The sequence below is a fragment of the Skermanella aerolata KACC 11604 genome, assembly GCF_000936425.1.
In the GTDB taxonomy this organism is placed as follows: domain Bacteria; phylum Pseudomonadota; class Alphaproteobacteria; order Azospirillales; family Azospirillaceae; genus Skermanella; species Skermanella aerolata.
Genome location: NZ_AVFK01000024.1, coordinates 39,980 through 58,565 on the forward strand (window position 1 = coordinate 39,980; position 18,586 = coordinate 58,565).

22 protein-coding genes are annotated in these 18,586 nt (G+C 65.3%); 5 read left to right on the forward strand and 17 right to left on the reverse strand.

The annotated features are described in order from the left end of the window. The first annotated feature begins 12 nt into the window (after positions 1 to 12). A complete protein-coding gene (locus tag N826_RS40465) occupies positions 13 to 1,302 on the forward strand; it encodes a divergent polysaccharide deacetylase family protein (RefSeq protein WP_052831968.1) in 1,290 nt (429 codons plus the stop codon). A gap of 10 nt (positions 1,303 to 1,312) precedes the next feature. After that, entirely contained in the window at positions 1,313 to 1,813 is a 501-nt protein-coding gene (locus N826_RS24480; protein WP_044433036.1) for an RNA pyrophosphohydrolase, read from the forward strand. On the opposite strand, the gene N826_RS24485 is transcribed toward N826_RS24480, so the two are convergent. Further along, complete coding sequence (locus N826_RS24485; RefSeq protein ID WP_044433037.1) at positions 1,800 to 2,678, reverse strand: transglutaminase family protein; 879 nt, start codon at positions 2,676 to 2,678, stop codon at positions 1,800 to 1,802. The two genes, N826_RS24480 and N826_RS24485, sit on opposite strands and share 14 nt — an antisense overlap. A 355-nt stretch (positions 2,679 to 3,033) precedes the next feature. On the opposite strand from N826_RS24485, the gene N826_RS24490 reads away from it, so the two are divergent. Beyond that, positions 3,034 to 3,513 (forward strand): CHAP domain-containing protein, encoded by a 480-nt coding sequence (locus tag N826_RS24490; RefSeq protein WP_063772307.1) that lies wholly within the window; start codon positions 3,034 to 3,036, stop codon positions 3,511 to 3,513. 286 nt (positions 3,514 to 3,799) lie between these two features. After that, positions 3,800 to 4,168: a ribbon-helix-helix domain-containing protein gene (locus N826_RS41295; protein ID WP_084721151.1), complete on the forward strand. Its 369-nt coding sequence runs from the start codon at positions 3,800 to 3,802 to the stop codon at positions 4,166 to 4,168. A gap of 114 nt (positions 4,169 to 4,282) precedes the next feature. Here the strand turns inward: N826_RS41295 and N826_RS24500 are convergent, their stop codons facing one another. Genes N826_RS24500 through N826_RS24510 form a run of 3 tightly spaced genes read right to left on the reverse strand, consistent with a single transcriptional unit; the run spans position 4,283 to position 6,640 of the window. Further along, entirely contained in the window at positions 4,283 to 5,176 is an 894-nt protein-coding gene (locus N826_RS24500) for a TIGR01459 family HAD-type hydrolase (RefSeq protein ID WP_044433040.1), read from the reverse strand. A gap of 31 nt (positions 5,177 to 5,207) precedes the next feature. After that, positions 5,208 to 6,281 (reverse strand): quinone-dependent dihydroorotate dehydrogenase, encoded by a 1,074-nt coding sequence (locus tag N826_RS24505; protein WP_044433041.1) that lies wholly within the window; start codon positions 6,279 to 6,281, stop codon positions 5,208 to 5,210. Then, positions 6,278 to 6,640: a DUF952 domain-containing protein gene (locus N826_RS24510; protein WP_044433106.1), complete on the reverse strand. Its 363-nt coding sequence runs from the start codon at positions 6,638 to 6,640 to the stop codon at positions 6,278 to 6,280. The genes N826_RS24505 and N826_RS24510 overlap by 4 nt, the downstream gene beginning before the upstream one ends. Before the next feature lie 349 nt (positions 6,641 to 6,989). Between N826_RS24510 and N826_RS43305 the strand changes: the two genes are divergently transcribed. Continuing rightward, positions 6,990 to 7,208, forward strand: coding sequence for a hypothetical protein (locus N826_RS43305; RefSeq protein ID WP_147040199.1), 219 nt, complete (start codon positions 6,990 to 6,992; stop codon positions 7,206 to 7,208). A 128-nt stretch (positions 7,209 to 7,336) separates the two neighbouring features. On the opposite strand, the gene N826_RS24515 is transcribed toward N826_RS43305, so the two are convergent. The 13 genes from N826_RS24515 to N826_RS24580 form a co-directional block, all read right to left on the reverse strand. Further along, positions 7,337 to 7,600 carry a 3TM-type holin gene (locus N826_RS24515; RefSeq protein WP_052831972.1) on the reverse strand — a complete coding sequence of 88 codons (264 nt, stop codon included), beginning with the start codon at positions 7,598 to 7,600 and terminating at the stop codon, positions 7,337 to 7,339. Continuing rightward, on the reverse strand, positions 7,597 to 8,124 hold the full coding sequence (locus tag N826_RS24520) for a cell wall hydrolase (protein WP_052831973.1): 528 nt from the start codon (positions 8,122 to 8,124) through the stop codon (positions 7,597 to 7,599). Before N826_RS24520 ends, N826_RS24515 begins: the two co-directional genes overlap by 4 nt. Then, positions 8,121 to 8,444, reverse strand: a complete 324-nt coding sequence (locus N826_RS24525; RefSeq protein WP_044433042.1) for a hypothetical protein — start codon at positions 8,442 to 8,444, stop codon at positions 8,121 to 8,123. The genes N826_RS24520 and N826_RS24525 overlap by 4 nt, the downstream gene beginning before the upstream one ends. Before the next feature lie 85 nt (positions 8,445 to 8,529). Then, positions 8,530 to 10,044, reverse strand: coding sequence for a phage terminase large subunit (terL, locus tag N826_RS24530; protein WP_044433043.1), 1,515 nt, complete (start codon positions 10,042 to 10,044; stop codon positions 8,530 to 8,532). Positions 10,045 to 10,047: 3 nt separating this feature from the next. Then, on the reverse strand, positions 10,048 to 10,398 hold the full coding sequence (locus N826_RS24535; protein WP_044433044.1) for a hypothetical protein: 351 nt from the start codon (positions 10,396 to 10,398) through the stop codon (positions 10,048 to 10,050). 31 nt (positions 10,399 to 10,429) lie between these two features. Continuing rightward, positions 10,430 to 12,460 (reverse strand): glycosyl hydrolase family 28-related protein, encoded by a 2,031-nt coding sequence (locus tag N826_RS24540; protein WP_052831975.1) that lies wholly within the window; start codon positions 12,458 to 12,460, stop codon positions 10,430 to 10,432. A gap of 43 nt (positions 12,461 to 12,503) precedes the next feature. Then, positions 12,504 to 13,145, reverse strand: coding sequence for a hypothetical protein (locus N826_RS40470; protein WP_052831976.1), 642 nt, complete (start codon positions 13,143 to 13,145; stop codon positions 12,504 to 12,506). Further along, on the reverse strand, positions 13,145 to 15,058 hold the full coding sequence (locus tag N826_RS24550) for a phage tail protein (protein ID WP_044433045.1): 1,914 nt from the start codon (positions 15,056 to 15,058) through the stop codon (positions 13,145 to 13,147). The genes N826_RS40470 and N826_RS24550 overlap by 1 nt, the downstream gene beginning before the upstream one ends. Further along, positions 15,058 to 15,627 carry a phage connector family protein gene (locus N826_RS24555; RefSeq protein ID WP_044433046.1) on the reverse strand — a complete coding sequence of 190 codons (570 nt, stop codon included), beginning with the start codon at positions 15,625 to 15,627 and terminating at the stop codon, positions 15,058 to 15,060. Before N826_RS24555 ends, N826_RS24550 begins: the two co-directional genes overlap by 1 nt. An 80-nt stretch (positions 15,628 to 15,707) precedes the next feature. Next, on the reverse strand, positions 15,708 to 15,977 hold the full coding sequence (locus N826_RS24560) for a hypothetical protein (RefSeq protein WP_044433047.1): 270 nt from the start codon (positions 15,975 to 15,977) through the stop codon (positions 15,708 to 15,710). 56 nt (positions 15,978 to 16,033) lie between these two features. Further along, the gene (locus tag N826_RS24565; RefSeq protein ID WP_044433048.1) at positions 16,034 to 16,852 is read right to left on the reverse strand and encodes a phage capsid protein; all 819 of its coding nucleotides are present in this window, start codon (positions 16,850 to 16,852) and stop codon (positions 16,034 to 16,036) included. A 622-nt stretch (positions 16,853 to 17,474) separates the two neighbouring features. After that, complete coding sequence (locus N826_RS24575; RefSeq protein ID WP_044433050.1) at positions 17,475 to 17,798, reverse strand: hypothetical protein; 324 nt, start codon at positions 17,796 to 17,798, stop codon at positions 17,475 to 17,477. Positions 17,799 to 17,947: 149 nt separating this feature from the next. Continuing rightward, complete coding sequence (locus N826_RS24580; RefSeq protein WP_052831978.1) at positions 17,948 to 18,586, reverse strand: capsid assembly protein; 639 nt, start codon at positions 18,584 to 18,586, stop codon at positions 17,948 to 17,950.

Here is an 18,586-nt window from a genome sequence, read left to right on the forward strand (position 1 = left end):
CGAAGAGCGTCGATGGCAACCGCAGCCGCAAAGAAGGCTCCTTCGAAAGCCAAGTTCGCCATCGACGTCGCCGCCATCCGCCGCTCCGTGGTGCAGGCTTTCCAAAAGCTGAAGCCCAAGCGGAAGAAAGGTCTGGCGGCACCGATCGACGGCGAGCGGACGTTGTCGACCGAAATCGACACCGGGGTCGAGCGCAATCTGGTCACCCGGCGGATCAAGACCGTCATGGGCTCCGCCGTGGGAAAGGCCAAGGCCGGAGCGAAATCGCAGCGACTGCGCAAGGCGGCTATGGCGGTGGCCATGGTCCTGCCGCTGTTCGGCATGGCGGGCATCGCCGCCTGGCTATATACCGGCGCCGAGGAGACGGAACGGGAGCTCGAGGCGGCGATCCCCCGGATCGTCGTCCCGGTGCTCTCTCCCGACAGCGGCGGCATCGTCCACAACGATACGGCGAAGGCGGCGGCGCCCAGCGTCAACTCCCCCTATGATCCGGTGCCGATGGTCCCGGCCCCGGCGGCCGGCCTGATCGAGGACTCGCCGCGCGGCCCGCTGCCCCGCATCGGCGCCGACGGACGGACGCCGTGGCAGACCTATGCCCGGCCGTTCTTCCACGACGACAAGCGGCCGCGCATCGCCATGGTGGTCGGCCCCATGGGTATTTCCGCCAATGCGACATCCCGCGCGATAGAAGGGCTTCCCGGTGCCGTGACGCTGGCCTTCTCGCCGTCGGCGGACCAGCTCGGCGTCTGGGTCGATCAGGCGCGCCGGCTTGGACACGAGGTCATGCTGGAACTGCCGATGGAACCGGCGGACTTCCCACGCAACGACCCCGGTCCCAACACCATGCTGGTATCGCTCGACCCCGACCGTAACCAGCAGCGGCTGTTGAGCACGCTGGGCCGTGTATCCGGGTATGTCGGCGTGACCTCGCTGTCGGGATCGCGCTTCGGCGGAACGCCCGACAGCATCCGCCCCATCCTGAATGAGATCAACCGGCGCGGGCTGATGTTCCTGGACGCCCAAGCCGGAGCCCGCAGCCCGGCGGCGCGCGAAGCGACCAAGATCGGCCTGCCCAGGGCGATCGGGGACGGCTTCATCGACGAAGTCCCGTCGAAGGCGGCGATCGAGGCTCAGCTTCGCAATCTGGAAGAAGCGGCAAGGCTGGACGGCGCCGCCGTCGGCATCGCCTCGGCCTATCCCGTCACGCTGGATCAACTGAGCCAATGGATCGCAACCCTGGAGGCCAAAGGCATCGTGCTGGCCCCCATAACGGCCCTCGTCAACAAGCAGGCGGACCGGTAAGGAAGAACCAATGAGCAAAGCGGACAAGCTTCCCTACCGGCCCTGCGTCGGGATCATGCTGACGGACGGCCAAGGCCGCGTCTTCGTCGGCCGCAGGCTGGACACGCCGGACGCGTGGCAGATGCCGCAGGGCGGCATCGACGACGGCGAATCGCCGCGTCAGGCGGCCCTGCGGGAGCTGCTGGAGGAGATCGGCACCAATTCCGCCGAGATCGTCGGCGAGACGGAGGGCTGGCTGCGCTACGACCTGCCGGCCCACCTGATCGGCAAGGTCTGGAAAGGCAAGTACCGCGGCCAGAAACAGAAATGGGTGCTGGCCCGCTTCACCGGCACCGACGCCGATATCGACCTCGCAACCGACCACCCGGAGTTCGACGCGTGGCAATGGGTCGAACCCGGCCAGCTCGTCGAACGGATCGTCCCGTTCAAGCGCGAGATCTACGAAGCGGTGGTCGCGGAGTTTCAGCCGCTGCTCGCTCCGCAGGTCGAGCCGCAGGTCACTCCGAAGTAACCATCACCTCGACGTCCATGCCCAGGAAGTCCTCGGCGGCGCCGAACCAGTCGCCGCTGAGCGGGACGGCCTGCGCCGGGTCGCGGGTGACGGCGACTCGGATCAAGCCGGCGCCGCCGACGATCCCGTTGGTCGGATCGAACTCGACCCAGCCGGCGCCGGGGAGGTAGATCTGCACCCAGGCATGGGTGGCGCCGCCGCCAACCCTGCTTTCCGGATCGCCGTCGACGGCGGGGTCGTAGAGATAGCCGGAAACGAACCGCGCCGCGAAACCCAGCGTGCGGGCGGCCTCCATCATCAGCAGGGCGAAGTCGCGGCACGACCCGGTGTTCTTCTCCAGCGTCTCGACCGGCGACTGGGTGCCGGCGGCGGTCCTCCCCTTGTACTCGAAGCTGTCCTTGATCGTGCGGGTCATTGCGACCAGCATTTCCTGGGTCTCGGTCGGCCCGTCGGTACGGATGAACTGCTTGGCCCATTCGTCGACCTTGTGGTCGGGATCGGGAAAATGACGCTCTGTCGTCCGGCCCAGGTCCGGGATTTCGTCCGAGGAGTAGGAGAACGGGTATGTCCGCGCATATTCCTCGATCGGAAAATCCGGGTTGGACAGTCCGAAATGGTCGAGTCGTATCCGGCTTTCGAACCGCAGTTCCGTAGTGGAACGGTCGAACGAGCAGATCGCGATGGAGTTGCCGAAGACATCGTGCATCCAGCGGATCTTCTTCGCCGGCGGACTGATCACCATGCGGGTATCGAGCAACCGCATGTCGTGGCTGTCCCTTGGCCTGAACATGAGCCTGTGGTCTCCCAGCCGGACCGGCTTGGCATAGCGGTAGACGGTCACGTGGTTGACCTTGAGGACAGTCATGATATTCACACCTTGGAACCTGAACCCGAAAGGGCGCGGGCGGGGCATCAACGCGGGGCCGTGCGCAAAGGTTCCGATGCAATCCTCCCGCATTCGCCGTTTATAGCAAAACCCGATTTTCTCGGCAGACTAGACAAAGCTGGATCGGAAAAACTTAGTATAGCAATACGAACAATCAGTAGATCCATATACAGATCAGTATGTATATGTGCGGCAAAATTACTTGTATCTCCAAAATTCTAATTAACTAAAGTTATCCACATGAAAATCGTCGCTGCTGTGACTTTTTGATTGGATATCGGCCCGCTTTCATTTTAACTTCGCCGCGAAGACAAGGGACGGAGTGACGACGCGCATGAGCCGGATTGCACGCATGGTTTCAGCGGCTTTATTGCTTCTGTTCGTACTGCCGACACCTGCCGCTTTCGCCAGCTATGTGAATTGCGTTCAGTACGTCAAACAGGTCAGTTCGATCGCTATTTCAGGCAATGCCTGGATGTGGTGGAACAACGCCAAGGGCCGCTACAACATGGGCCACCGACCCCAGCGGAGTTCCGTTCTGGTGTTCCAGCGGACCAAGGCGATGCCGGCCGGCCATGTCGCCGTCGTGCGGGATGTCGTCGACCGCCGGACCATTCGGATCGAACATGCCAACTGGGCTCCCCGCGACGGCATGAAAGGGCGCATATCGACCGATCTGGTCGAGGACATCTCCGCGAACAACGATTGGACCTCCGTCCGCGTCATGCACAGGCCGAGCATGAGCTTCGGGAAGCCTTACGCGACCAACGGCTTCATCCATCCCCGATCGCCTTCTCCCGTTCTGGAACCCTGATCCGGCTTCTCGACGTCCGAACCGGCTCCGCCGTCTATGTCACCGGCACCCGCATCGGCCGAAGTCGGAATAAGCAGCAGATGAACCGGGCACTCCGAGAGTGAGTCGCCCGGCAGATCCGTTTACGTGCTTCGTCAACTATCCTGATGGCGATCTACCTGTGTCATTTTTAGGGATATTGCTTCCGCATAGAACTTTCCGGATTGCCATACGGACGTGTGCATAGTACCAAAGGAATATCGATGTTGCCGTATGTATAGTCGTCAACGAGGCGGTGGTGGTACCAATGCATGAAGCTAATTTGAATACGGCATTGATATGCCGCAATGTTACGGTGTCAGGACGCCGGACAAGCATCCGAATGGAACAGGTCATGTGGACTTCCTTGACGGACATCTGCCGTCGCGAAGACCATACGATCAATGAGATCATTACGATCATTGACGAAAAGCGGGCGGACACCAACCTGACCGCAGCCATCCGCGTGTTCATCATCTGCTACTATCGCGACGCAGCGCAGAACAACGTCGCCAAATGCGGTTTTGCCGAGGAGTCGGATTTCGACGCATTGGCCGAGCCGAGGGCCCTGGAGACGATCGAACCCAGTTCCCTGATGAGCGCCGCTCTGGACACCGTCGGTGCCCTCAAGCAATAGCCGCTGAAAGGTTGCCGTTCCGGCAACCGCCTCGGGGCCGGCAGGTCATGCAAGTGGAGGCATGACCGGCTGGCCGTGACTTACCGGCATCCCTCACTTACCGGCGCCCCTCACTTACCAGCGGAAGTGGGGGATCGCCGCGACTGGGATATGGCCGCTGGCTGCCGCTGCCGCTGCGAGCTTCCGGGGGTCCGGATGCTCGCCCCAAGCCGTCGCCAGTTCTTCCAGGTGGATGCCGCTGGTGACCAGCACAGCGTCGATTCCGGCGGCATTTGCCCCCGCGACATCGGTACGGAAACTGTCGCCGACGGCGACGATCCGCTGCCGGTCATGGATGTCGAGCAGGTCGAAGCAGCGCCGGTAGACCGGGGCATGCGGCTTGCCATGGTAACGGACAGATCCGCCCAATTCCTCGTAGCGCTGCGCCAGCATTCCGGCGCAGATCGCCATCTTCGTGCCGACGACCACGACCAGATCTGGATTGGCGCAGACCATCGGCAGCGACCGGGCGGCGCAGGCCTTCAGGACCGGATCGTAGTCGGCGATCGTCTCGTCGAAATCGTCGATCCCGGTGTTCACCACGAAGGTCGCATCGGCGGGGTCTTCGACCATCTCCAGCCCGATATCCTCGAACACGTCCTTGTCGCGCGGCGGCCCGATATGCAGGCATCGCTTGCCCAGTGCCGCATGCCAACCGTCCGGCGGATCGATCAGAGCCTCGTGGGTGGCCTCGCCCGACGTCATCAAGTGATCGTAGTGATCCGGCGTGATGCCCATGCCGGAAAGCTTTTCCGTGACCGAGGCGCAGCGGCGCGGCGCATTGGACAGCAGGCAAACGCGCTTGCCGGCGGCCCGGAGCCGATCCAGGCAGTCAATGACACCCGGATACGGCTCGACACCGTTATGCAGAACGCCCCACAAGTCGAGGATGTAGCCGTCGTAGCGATCCGCCAGCCCGGAAATGCCGTTGAATACCGGAAGCGTTTTAGGAGTGTCCTGCGAAGTCATGTCGTCCCTTGATCTGGGGAAAAGCTTGGGCTCATCCCTGGCGGTGGTCGGCCCCCACGGCATCCCGCAAGCAGGTAAAACCATCGGCGCGCAGCAGTGTTGCGAGATCGCGCCTGATCTCCTCGACCAAGCGCGGACCATGGTAGACCAGCGCCGTATAGAGCTGGACCAGCGATGCACCGGCGCGGACCTTGTCATAGGCGTCCCGCCCGGACGAGATTCCGCCGCAGCCGATCAGCGGTATCCTGCCGCCGGTCAGGCGGTACATGTCCTTCAGCACGGCAGTCGATGCGGTCCGGACGGGAATGCCGCTGAGCCCCCCGGCTTGGCCGGCAACGGCTGCCGGCAGTTCGGGCGGGCGGGCAAGGGTCGTATTGGATACGATCAGCCCGTCGATGCCGCTGGACAGGGCCACCTCGGCGATGTCGCGCTTGTCTTCCTCGGTCAGGTCGGGCGCTATCTTGAGCAGCAGCGGCGGCGCCTTGGCCGGTGCCGGAACCGCCTCCTCCCGCGCGTCCAGCGACCTGCCGAGCAGTTCGGCCAAAGGCTCCCGCCCCTGAAGGGTGCGCAAGCCCGGCGTATTGGGAGAGGAGACGTTGATCACCAGATACGACGCCAGGGGAGCCAGCCGGCGGATGCCGATGACGTAGTCGGCGGCGGCATCCGCCGTTTCCTTGTTCTTGCCGACATTGGCGCCGACCAGTCCCGGCCGTCCGCGCCGAGCCTCCAGCCGTCCGGCGATGGCATCCAGTCCGTCGTTGTTGAAACCGTAGCGGTTGATCAGCGCTCCCGCTTCCGGCACGCGGAAGACGCGCGGACGCGGATTGCCGGCCTGCGGACGCGGCGTCACGCTGCCGATCTCGACAAAGCCGAAGCCCTGCGCCAGCATGGCGTCGGCCACTTCCGCGTTCTTGTCGAACCCGGCGGCCAGACCGACCGGGTTGGCGAAGTCCAGCCCCCAGAGCGTGGATCGCAGGATCGGGTCGTCGGGCATCCGGGAACGCGGCGCCAAGCCGCTCTTCAATGCCGCAACGGTGACGCCATGGGCGGTTTCCGGGTCCAGCCGGCGCAGCAGCGGGCCCGCGATCGGGTAAAGGTCGATCAATCGGGACGGCCTTGGATTGATGGGGGGAAGACGTGCCTGCCGTCGGGGCCGAGCGGCAGCGGGTCCACCGCCGTCACCGCGCCGACGGCAAGCGGTCCGTAAAGATGGGGGAAAAGCTCGCCGCCGCGCGACGGCTCCCACTTCAGGGCAGCGCCGAGCCGGGCCGCGTCGACGCTCAGCAGCACGAGGCCGGTCTGGCCGGCACGATGCTTCGCGGCGCTTTCGACGATCTGGGACGCTGTCGAGAAATGGATGAAGCCGTCGGCGGCATCCTGTGAGGAGCCGGGATAGCTGCCGGAAAGCCGGGCTGCCGCCCACTCCTCCTCCCGGCACATATGATGGATGACGGTGTCGCTGATCATGGCCGGGACACTAGCCGAAACCGCTCCCGCATTAAAGGCCGCGACAGCTTGATGAAGCACCTGCGGCCATTCGTTACGCGAAGGGCGTCCCAAATTCGTTGCGAAGGCAATTTTTCGCAGAATGCGAGAAGCAACGTGCCGAGCCATCGGCAATTTGCAAATCGATGCGAGACGCTAATTTAGCGGCGGCATCTTCTTATATGACATACGATCTAAACCAAAAGGCTGAATGTCTCAATAAGTGGCTGATCGGCAGGGCTTTTTCCAGTCGCAGCCTCGGTAACTAAATTTCCCCGAAAGTTGGCATTGATCTTGCCTATTGGATATCAAACCAACGGAGGACACTATGGATTCAGTACTGAGGTTACCGGTCGAAGATAAGCGCCCCACGAGCAACGCCATGGACTATGCGCTGACGGTAGTGGAGACGATGGGCGAACAGGGACTGACTACGGTTCCGATCAAGCCGACGACTGCGATGCTGACCGCCGGCGCGCGCTCCGGCCATGTCAGCGTCGAGACTGCCTGGAAGATCTACCAGGCGATGATCAACGAGGAGAACTGAGCGGCCGATGCCGGGCACGCCGGCTACTCGCTCCGCAAGACATGCAGAATGTATTTCCCGCCCCCGGCGGCGTGACGGCCGGGGACGGGAAATTTTCTCAACTTCTATTTATAGTCCGGTTTTACTTGTCAGCGCTCCGGTCTGCGAGCCGACGTACGCTTGTCCCCAGAGCGCCTGTAGACATAGATGCCGAGCACGCTGAGCCCGACCGACCAGATCGTACCGAGCGATGCCATCGCCGTGATGATCAGGTTGGCCTGGACCGGATCGGCCACGATGACCCAGGCGATAGCCCCCATCTGAGCCAGCCATGTCAGCGCCATGACATAGCCGAAGGTCGGCCTCATCCGGCTGACATAGGCATCTTCGGACGTTCTCTCCGGCGCGGTCATGACGGCACCCTCGGCCCGCCGCCCTTATCCTTGCCGCCTTCATCGTCGGGGAGCCCCTTGTCGGGGAGACCCTTGTAGAACAGCCGGCTTCCGATCTCCGCCGCCATCTCCCGTCCTGTCGTCCAGTCCGGCAGGGTCGAGCGGTCATGATAATGCGTGGCGCCTCCCGTCAAGTCCTCCAGCAGGCCCGCCACGGCCCGGCGTGCGATGCGCAGGCAGGTGGTGAACAGCAGTTCCGCCGCCGAACCGGCACCGGCCTTCAGATCGGCGATCCGCGCCAGATCGGGATTGTCGGGGCTCCAGCAGGCAAAGCTCCGGCAGGCATCGTCGATCGCCCCCTCGGTCAGCGTTGCGGCCCGGTTCATCACGACGGCGGCCACGGCTTCGATCCCGCGCAGGGACTCTCCCGCCGCTTCGCTCCACAGAGTCCGGGCGAACAGCTCGATGTCGGCACCCGGTCCGGCAGGTCCGGCACCGCCCGTAGCCTCGGCATCGGGCTGAGGCGTCAGCCTGCGCCCGCTCATCGCCGGTCCCCCATCCGCTCGGACTGGATCAGGGCGGCGCCGTCCAGCTTGGCGTCGATCCGAAGCAGATGATCGGTCAGCCGGCGCTCGATATCCTTGAGGTAGCCGACGGACACATAGGTCTTGGCGACTTCCAGCTTGTAGGCCGACAGGCTTTCCCGCATCTGGGTCAGCGCCGTCTCGGACAGGTGGTGCAGGCGGTCCAGCGCCTCCTCCGATTCCTGGCGGACATGCCAGATCAGCCAGAACAGGGCGGCCAGCATCGGCAGTTCGACAACGGTGATCCACCAGGAAAGATTGATCCCGGAAGCGTCAGACATTGGTTTTCTCCTAGAATAAATGGCAAAGAAAAAGCCGCCCCGGATACTGGGACGGCCTTCGAAACGATCGATGTCGTAAGGTGGTCTAAACAGCGAAGTCGGTGACTGCCCGCGCTGCCTGCGCGCCGCGCCAGTCGGTGTGCCGCACCGCTCGCGGCCATGAGCCGAAGCGGACCGGTTCGGCGCTCAGGCACCCTGCCACGGCGTCGAGGCCGTCGTCGTGGCCCTTGTGCCGGCCCTCCGGCCGCCATTCCCGCATTTCGCGGACGAAGGGGGTGTCCCAAACGCTGCGATGGGCGTGCAGCGCGCCGGCGGCCAGCACGGCGTCGAAGGCTTCCATGATGCGCCGGTCCTTGGGTACGGTCGAATGCGCCTCCAGCACCGTCGCGGATACGCCGGTCCGGGCAAGCTCGCGGCGCAGCAGTGCCGGCAGGAAGCGGCCAAGACCATTCACTTCCAGGGTCACCGCCGGCAGGTGGAAGTCCCGCAGGAACTCGGCCACCTGGCGGCATTGCTGCGACGCCTCGTCCTCGTCCTCTCCCTGGATCGCCGACAGGTAGCGCAGCCGGTGCAGCCAGTAGCCGCCCTCCCCGTCGGAGAACAGGGCGGCCACGACGCTACCGTCGCCGGTCTTGCCCTCTGACGCCAGCCCCTGTCGGGCATTGACGCCGTAGGCCGGGTCCCACCAGCAGGTCGCGGACACCATCCGCCGGCCCCCCAGCGTCAGCACCGGCATGCCGCGCGCCTCGCGGTATTCCAACTCCTGCTCGTAGGGGCGCAGGCGGTCGGGGTCGAGCCTGCCGTCGGCGATGCTGACCGGCCGCAGCATCATCTGGCTGTTGAACTTGTTCGGCCCCGTCGCCCGCCTGATCCGCTCGATGGCGTCCAGCGGGAAACGCTCGCCCCAGGCGCTCCGCCCCTGATCGTCCAGGATCGGCTTGACCAGACGCTGGAACCCGGAGAGGAAGGGAGCGCTCTCGCCGACCTCGCGGCGCGCCTCGTCGGCATAGATGGTGTAGTAGGTGTGCGGCGTCCCGACGTAGAGCTGCATGCCGCTGGGCACGATGATGTAGTCGATCTCGCTCAGCCGTGCCCGAAGGTCCTCCCGTTTCGGCGCAGTATCGCAGGTCCTCGGCACTTCCACGTCGTCGCAGATCACGACGTCGGCGCGGCTGCCGGTCAGATTGGCCCCCATCCCGCGCGCCAGCATGCTGGGATCGCGCAGTTCCATCTGCCGGTTGACGGTGAACTGCTCGGCAGCCCACTGGTCGGCGCGGTCGGGCTTCAGGCCCTGGGTTTCCGGGTGGCGCTCGATGATCCGCTTGACGGTGCGGACCATCTTCTTCGCCAATGCCAGATCGGCCGACAGCACCATGATCCGGAGCGAGGGGTTGGTCTTCAGCAGCCAGGCGGCGAACAGCCCGACCACGGTCGATTTGCCGCTGTTCCGGAAGGCCATCAGCAGGAGCCGCCGGTCCCGGCCAAGCCAGCCGGCGGACAGCCAGTCGGCGATTTCCAGATGGTGAACGGGGTCCTTCAGGTCCTGCACGGTGTTCCAGAGAACGAGGAAGTTTCTGAAGCTTCCGAATTCGCCTTCCACCTCCTAGTCCTCTTCCGAAGGATTGGCCTCGTCCAGGGGATCGGGGCCGTCGAGCAGGGCGATCCGGGCACGGGCGCGGTCGTAGATCTCGGCATACTCGTCGGCCTTCGACGTGGCTCCCGTCCCCGGTTTCGGCGCCACGGCCGCGGCCACCAGCCGCTGAAGCTGGTAGAGGGCCGTCAGATGGCCGACAGCCGCCTTGCAGGCGGTCTGGAAAGCCCCGAACTCCTTGGCGTCTCCCCCGTCCGGCGGGATGCTGGAGAAGATTTCGTAAGCCCCGATGGCGCGCCGCGCCGCCGTCGGCAGGATCACCGACAGCAGGTCGGCAGACACCTCCCGCTCGCATTCAGACATGGTAAATTCCTTTTTGCAGTAGGTTGGGTCGTCATGGATTTCGGGCCAGGATGTGCCAAGCCGCACCGTTGGACAGGGCCGTGACCGCGTGGCCCTTCTCGCTCAGCACGATGGCCTCGCCGTCGGGACCGCCGCCACCGCTCTGGGTGACGGTCACCGCGTTGGCGCTGACATCGGATTTCTTGATCGTCACCGTCCGGCCGATCGCCAGCATGGCGGACGGACTGGGCAGCCTCACTTCGGTCGCCCCGCCATAGGCGCTGACCAGATAGAAGGTGCGGCTCAGGTCCGGCTCGAAGAGGGCGCCGCCCTCGAAGAAGCCGGCATTGCCGGGCAGCATGTGGGCGGCCGTGATCCACCACGACGCCCCGTTGGAAACGACGGTGACGAAGTCGTAGCGGCTGCCCAGCGGGAACGGCCTGCCGTCCGGCCCCGAGCCGGAGGCGTCGGTGACGGTTACGGCATTGCCGCTCAGGTCCATCTTCTTGATCGTCAGCGCCCGGCCCTCGGCATTGCCGGGAGCAGGCAGCCGGAACTCGACCGGCCCGTTGAAGGCGCTGACCAGATGGACCGACCGGGTCATGTCGGGCACGACCACGCCACCGGCCACGGGATCGACGAAGCGGGTCTCGTACCGCATCGCCTCCACCGTCAGGTCGGTGACTCGTGTAGGCTTCAGGTAGTTCTTGGCCGGGTAGCCGGCGTTGTAGGCAGTGAACTGGCCGCCCGACTGGTCCCAGATCGCCGGCCCGCCGCTGGCGGAGAACAGGTTGGTGATCGAGGTCTCCTGCGAGCCGGCCTCCAGGTAGACGTTCGGCACGCCGCCAACCGACTCGGTGTAGAGGTTGATCAGCAGGTTCTTGTCGGTGTCCGGCCCGATCCGGAAGCAGGTATGGGCCGTGGTCGATAGGTTGGCCTCGCAATCGACGAAGGCGTTGTTGAACCGCCCGTGCTGGACGTAGAAGCCCGATCCGGTGCTGGGCACCCCCAGCGAATAGACCCGGACGCAGTGGAACTTGTTGGCGTTGGGCGTATCCCCCGCTCCGGTCCGCACGAGATGGACGCCGTGCAGGGTATGCCGGACCACCAGCACGCGGGCGAAGTTGTTCCAGTAGCAGGGCCGGTCGGGGTTGTCGCCGCCGTCCAGCACGACGCCGGTCGCGGTGTCCCAGACGACGATGTCGTGGACGGCGTTCTGGACGCATGGCCCATCCCGCCCGGTCAGCTTGATTCCGACCATTCCCTGTTCGATCCGCAGGTGATGCAGGCTGGCGTAGCTGTCCGGCAGCAGGATCACCGGGAAGTCGTTACCATCCGCCCGGATGATCGATCCCGCCCCCGATCCATGGAAGCTCTGGCCGTAGCCGACCGGCAGGGTCGCGGTGACCCGGTAGATGCCGGGCGGCACGAAAACGGCCGTCGCGGCGGTCAGCGCCGCCTGGATCGCCAGCGTGTCGTCGGCAATGCCGTCGCCGACCGCGCCGAAGTCCTTGACCGAGGCGACATCCGCCAGCTTGTCGCGGATCGACCGCCTGACGGCGCCCGCTCCCGGTCCGACGAAGCTGCTCAGCCCCTCGCTGTCGACCGCTGGCGTCACGGTCGGGTTGCCGCCGCCGTCGAACGCGAGCAACTGGTTCGCCCGCGCCGCCCTTCCGGGCAGCAGGGACGATGCCGGCAGGTCGGTCGGGGCGTAGTGCAGCGCCGTCAGCGCGTCGTCGGCAAGCTGCTGCACGCAGGCCGTCAGGTAGTCGTACTCGTCGTTCAGCGAGCGGGCCGGCAAGGCCCCGCTCTCCAGGAAGTCGGTCACCCGCTCATAGGGCAGCCGTCGAAGCAGCGTTATTTGGACTCCTTCGTCGGGCGGCTGATCGAAGGTCACCGTTCCGCCCGCCGTCTGCCCGCTGCCGGACACGGTATAACCGCCGGTCTGAAGGGCCGCGTCCAGATGGACCTGCATGTCCTCCGACGCGAAGATCGGGAACGGATAGGCGAAGGCCCGCTGGGCGCCGTCGGCGATGTAATGCCGGCGCGGAGGGACCGCACCGATCTTGATGTGTTCGGTCATGATGTATCCAATCCCGGACGAGCCTCCTGTTTCATCAGTCGGTTCAGTAGGCGTTGCTGAACAGCTCCAGCCGTTGCTTCTCCGCCAGTTGCGACCGCTCCAGCAGGTTGCTCTTCTGCGTCGCGGTGACTTCCTGGGCGAGCGCCTGCGTCCGCAGCCGGTCGGTGGCGTCCGCCTCCTGCTGGTTTCGGTGGGTATCCGCCACCATCCCCAGCAAGACCGCTTCGCCCGAGCCATCGGACGTTCCGCCGCCTCGCGTGCCCAGGCTTGCCCTGGTGCGGCCGACCGTCTTGCGCAGGGCCTTCAGGCGGGCGGCCTCGTCGCTGGCGGCGCTGGAGTCGATCTGTGCCCGCCGGAGCGCCACGTCCTCCTGCTGCGCCTGATCGGACTTCGCCTGCCCCTCCAGCAACTGGCGCCGCTGCAAGGACTGGGTTTCCCGCAGCACGTCCTCGGCGTGCTTCTTCTGGTCGGCCGCTTCCTTCTGGCTGGCGGCGATCTTCTCGCGCTCCAGCGCCAGCGCGTCGGCCGCCTTCTGTTTTTCGAAGGCGAGCGCGTCGGCTCTTTGCTGAGCTTCGAGCTGAACCGCATACCGGGCATCGCCGGCACTCTGGAAACCGCTGACCGTCTTCTGCGCGCTGGCGATCACCGGTATGGCCTGTAGGGCCAGGTTTGCAACACCACCCATCAGTCGTTCACCTTCAATTCAGTTGTGACGGATAACAGCGTGAAAGGCAGGGGAGCGGACTGCTCGACCCGCCAGAGCGGCTGCGTTCGATCCCGCGCCCAGCCGAGCGAGCGCAGCCGCCGCAGGCCGCTGACTCGCGGCGGTGCCCCGTCGCCCAGCGCCTGCCCGCCCAGCCGCCGGAGCGGATAGTCGGTCAGTCCGGCCCCGACATCGGCGCGCAATGCTGCGGTATCCTCCAGTTGGAAGACCACCTCGACCAGCCGCATCGCCAGCCCCCTGCCGCCGCCGGAATTCAGCGGGTTGGGCGGCAGCGGCTCGACGACATGGGTGAACGGCAACCCGGCCTCGACCGTGGAAGCCGGCGGGTCGAGCGTGATCGACCCGCCCGATACGGTGACATCGGGCCGCAGCACCCCGTCGGCGACGATGGCGATGGTCTTGCCGTTCAGGTGGTCCAGACCGGACCAGACGGCGACCGGCGTTTCGCTTTCGCCATAGAGGCCGGCGTCCAGATGAAGCGCGTCGTCCAGCCGCTCGATGTTCCAGCGGGTCGAAAAGCCTTCCGGCCGCTGGACCAGCAGATAGACGTCGTCGCCGACCACGGCGACCGAGTGGATCGTCCCGGTGGTATCGATCCGGGTCCAGGCGGTGACCTGCTCGGTCCGGTAGACGGTCAGCGCCCCGAGGGTCCCGTCGTCCATCACCACCAGCATCAGCCGGCGGCCCTGGTCGTAATCCTGGTCGAGCGGCCGCACCACCAGATGCCGGGCCAGCAGCGCCAGATCGGTCGCCTGATAGGCCTGCTCGGTATCGGCATACAGGAACTCGCGGACTTCCCGCCCGTTACGCGACACGAACAACGTGGCGCCATCGACGTCGCGCGGCGCCACCGACCGATCCGTCGGCGAGCCGATCCGGGTCTGCCGGTTGAGCTGGATCGTCTGAGGCGTCAGCGGCTCCCCCGTAACCATCCACTCGGCGCCCGACGTGAAGACCTGAAGGTGCCGGCCGGAGAACACCGCCCGGATCGCATTGATCTGGTCCGACAGGATACCGAACTCGATCGCCTCGTCGTCCTGGCCGGTGCCGAGATCGAAGTTCCAGATATCGGCGGACCGCGACAGCCAAAGCCGGTTCGGCAGCTCCCGCGATCCGCCGATCACCAGCCTGTCCTGGTGGAACGCCGCCGAGACCGGGTAGCCCCGCAGCGGCGAGAACGCCTGCTCGTCCCAGACCGCCGCCGCGTCGGTATTGGCGAAGTCCTCGTTGACCAGGACCTTGACCTGAGTGCCCGACACATATTCGGTGACGGTGCATTGCTTCCCCGCCACCCGCAGCCTGACGCCGGCATGGCCGGCGACGAACACCGCCGACGACGCCGTCAAGGTGACGGTCCCGGTCACGGCGCTCGGTGTGACGGTGACGCCGACGGGCGCGAAGCGGTACCAGGGTTGCCGGATCGCGTTGCCCTCGACCAGGAACGCCCATTCCTCCAGCGACCAAGCCGTCTCCCCGGTCCGCTTGAGCTTGCGCGGCGCGACGTCGGGATGACAGACCAGCAGCGTGTCGCCGCTCTGGGTCCAGGTGATCTGGCCCAGTTGATCCGCCGTCCACGGCGTATTCACCGTCGCGACCAGATCGTCGCCGTGATGGACGTCGACCCGGTATTCGGAAAACGCCAGCAGGTAGGTCTGCTCGATGCTGAACTCGAACGCGACCAGCCGGCCGGGACCGCGCGCACTGGCCGAATACGCCATCCCTGGCCGCCGGGTGATCCCGCCGGTCGGGTGGATCAGCAGGTTGCGCAGGGTCAGCGCGCCATTGTCGTAGGCGCGGAGATCGCCGCGCCCCAGCAGTAGGCGCGAGATTTCGCCGCTGGTGAAGTTGGTGGTCAGGATGCGGACGCGGGTCATCAGGCGCGCGCCTCGATCAGGGTGAAGTCCTCGAACCCGAGTTGGCTGTCCTGCTGGTTGTCGATCAGCCGTGCCCGGCGGAACTCCAGTTCGGCCAGCTTCGTTAGAGCTTCCGCCCGGCTGCTGTTCTCGGTCAGCGGCAGGCAGAACTCCGCCGCGAGCCGGGCGATCACCACCTGGTCGAAGAACGGCGGGAACGCCGCCTCCGCCGGGCGATAGACATAGGTCAGCGTGACCTGATCGGCATCGGTCTGAAGCGTCGTGCCGACGATGCGGTAGCCCAGCCCGCGGCCATGGCCGGGCGATCCGGCGGACAGCGCCCGCAGGAAATCGACCGGCAGGGCATGGGCGTAGTCGTAATCGCCCAGCGGCGGATCGGCCAGCAACGCCAGCGTCGCCTGGGTGGTCGCGAAACTCCACGAATTGGCCGAGAGCAGGGCGTCGCGGGTGGAACCGTAGAGAGCGTCGGCGACCTCCGCCTCGGCGGTGCCGTCATTGAAGCTGGTGATGGAGCCGGCCCCGATCTTGATCAGGGCGCGGCTGCACAAGCCGATCGGTGTGAGCGCCATGGCGCCGGTCTCCCTCGCGGAGTGGGCGGCGCTCCGGGTCCCCATCATCCACATGACGGGGACCCGGAGCGCCCGGACGGTCAGTCGCTGTTGGAAGCGCCGACCTGGGTGAGGTTGGCGACATCAACCGTCCCGCCGCTGTTGCTCGCCACCAGCAGGATGCCGGCCTGGGGAGTGCCGTCGGTGTCGATGTTCGACATGATCATGTCGCCGACCCGCAGCATGTCGGAGACCGTGCTGAAGTAGCCGGCGGTATCCACGTCGGTCGCGAGATCGGCGGTGGTGTAGTGCCAGAGGGTGAACCCGTTGGCATAGGCGAGGACGCTGAGGTCCTTGGACTTGAAGGCCATGACTGAAAAACTCCGGGAAAGATCGGGAAACGGATGCGGTCGCGCCTGAGCGGCGGTCAGCTTTCCAGGCAGCGCATCGTGACGACGCCGCTGGCGTCGATCAGGGCGGCGCCCTGGCTCATCATGTTGTTGACGAAGTGCGAGGCGCGGTCGCCGTGCCACGTCACGTCGGTCGTGACGTCGGCGCCGGCGGCATGGCCGACGGCGGTCTTGTGGTACCAGTGGCACAGCCGGACGTTGGAGCTGGCGCTGAGGCCGGAATGCGGGACCCACAGCGTGCCGAGCCAGCGCTTGGCCTGGGTGCCGCGCCACGGCAGCTCGTCCGGGCCGACATAGTCGGACTTGGCGAACTCGTCGATGCCGAGCAGCTGGCTCCACTGCTTCCAGCCGACCACGGCGTAGCGCTGGCCGTCGTCCGGCACGTCCGCCTGCCCCAGCTTCTCGAAGGCCAGCAGCACCTTGGCCTTGGTCAGCCCGTCGGTCGCGGCGCCGGCGTAGTTGGTCGAGGTGTCGAGCTGGCCGATGATCAGGTCGTCGGTCTTGCGGCCCAGCGCATAGGCGCCGGCATTGGTGATGACGGTGCGCTCGTCGATGTTGGTCTTCAGCTCGTCAAGCTTGTCGACCCAGTCGCCGGCGTAATAGTCGGTCAGGATGCATTCGACCGGCGTGTGATCGACGTTCATCGTCGGGATCTTGCCGTGCCGCGCCTTGGTCGAGGCGACGCCCTTGCCGACCTTCTGGAAGATGGTCGAAGCGCCGCGCACGTCGCCCTTGCTGCGGACGGTGTTGCGCAGCTTGGAGCCCATCCGCTGGAAGCTCTCGTGAACTTCGCGTTCGAACTGCTTGACGAAGGCCTTGTCGATGGTCGTGGACATGAATGAAGAGCCCTTTCCGGCATCTATCGGGAGATTGGGGAGGAAATTCGGACACGAAAGAGGCCGGCCCCGACGACGCCTCATGGAGAGAGGCGCCGCCGGGGTCCGGCCCTTGGTTTCGGCTTCGATCCGTCGGTGAAGACGGAGTAGTGGTGTTGACGAGAGAAAATTAGGTTTAAATTCCTAGTTCGTCAAGAGCTTTTTTGCTTTGGCGCGATTTTTTCGACCGCACCTGATTTGGCTGGTTTTGTGAGGCGTTAAATGCCGGGAGCAGCGTTCACTTCGGCTCTTCGGGCGACCCGGTTTTCCTGCGGTTCAAATTGAAGGACGGCGCTTTAAGAGCGAGTACGGCCTCCGGCGGGGCACTCGAACTCAATGCAAGAACATGCGTGATCAAGTCTCTCGCATAGTCCAGGTCGTAAAGGATCTCGCCCTCGGAAGAGACGAGTTCTCCATCATGGGGAAGGAGATCCCTGACGGCGCTTTCCAGAAGTCGCATTTGCTTCTGCGCAATTCCAGGCTTTCGCAACCAAGCTTCCGAAGCGCGTCGAGAAGTCTTGTCCGGGTAACGGTGAACCCCACGCGTTTTTCCACCACGGTCCTCAACAAGTCAGTGGTGGAATCAGGCTGCGGCATATCCGGAACGCGGCGACGGCGCAGCTCCGACTTTCATCAGAAGCACCGGGCTGGCAAGGTCCAGTTCTCCGTCATCCGAAACCTTCAACATGAACTGCTCGAAAGGCGCTTCAGGCTCATAGATGGCCTCTATGCCGGTTTCCAGTTCGACCAGTCCGCTCACGGCATCGGGAATCAAGGCAAAAGCCTGTTCGAGATCGCTGTGGCCGACATGGAGGCCGCGAAGCTCCGGGGAAGTGAAGATATGCACGAGCCCGGCGCGCCGATGGAAGATGCGTACGGTGCTCGGAACAGGCAGGATCGTACCCATGCTTGGCGCTTCCCTGGTGCCTCGGCGACAGGAAACACCCTGCCGGTCCCACACAAAGTATACCCCATCGGAAGTGGTATCAAGCTCCGGTGCCGGGCAGGTTCCTGAAACACAGGGTGATGTTTCAGAATCCTGCCCTTCCCCCAGCCTCAGCCCCGGTCGGGATAAAGCTGGCGGAAGCCTTCCGTCACCTTGGCGAGCAGGGCCGGGTCGCGGTCGCGCCAGTAGCGGGGATCGCGCATCATCTTGTGAAGATCCTCCTCGTTCCCCGGCACCGGTCCGGACGACGCGGCGGCGCGCAGGGCCGACGGTTCCGACGCGGTCATCATCCGGTGCAGCGCCACGACGCCGTCATAGCTGGTGGTCAACCCGTCAAGCGCCGCCGGGGGAAGGTTCTTCCGGCCCCAGGCCAGCAGTTGCCGGGAGGTTTCCCGCCAAGTGTCCTCGCCGCCGAAGTGGTTGATCAGGCGGGCGACTTCCCGTTCGGCCTCGAACTCGAAGGCGATCTGCTGGATCATCGGCACCAGCCGCTCGGCCGCCAGATCGTAGACGAGCTGCGCCTGATCGGGCGTGAAGCCGGCGGCGTGGAGCTTGTGGTTCAGCACCGGATCGGCGTCGAACAGGCCATGGCCGCAGTCGATGCAGTAGCCGTCCGGAGCGTCGGGCACGCCCAGCAGGCTCAGCAGGGTGGCGCGGTCCAGCGCGCCAGCATCGGCGCCGGACGCAGCCGGGGCGGAAACAGGCTCGGGAACTGGCTCGGCGGCCTGGGTCAACAGGGACTCACTCAT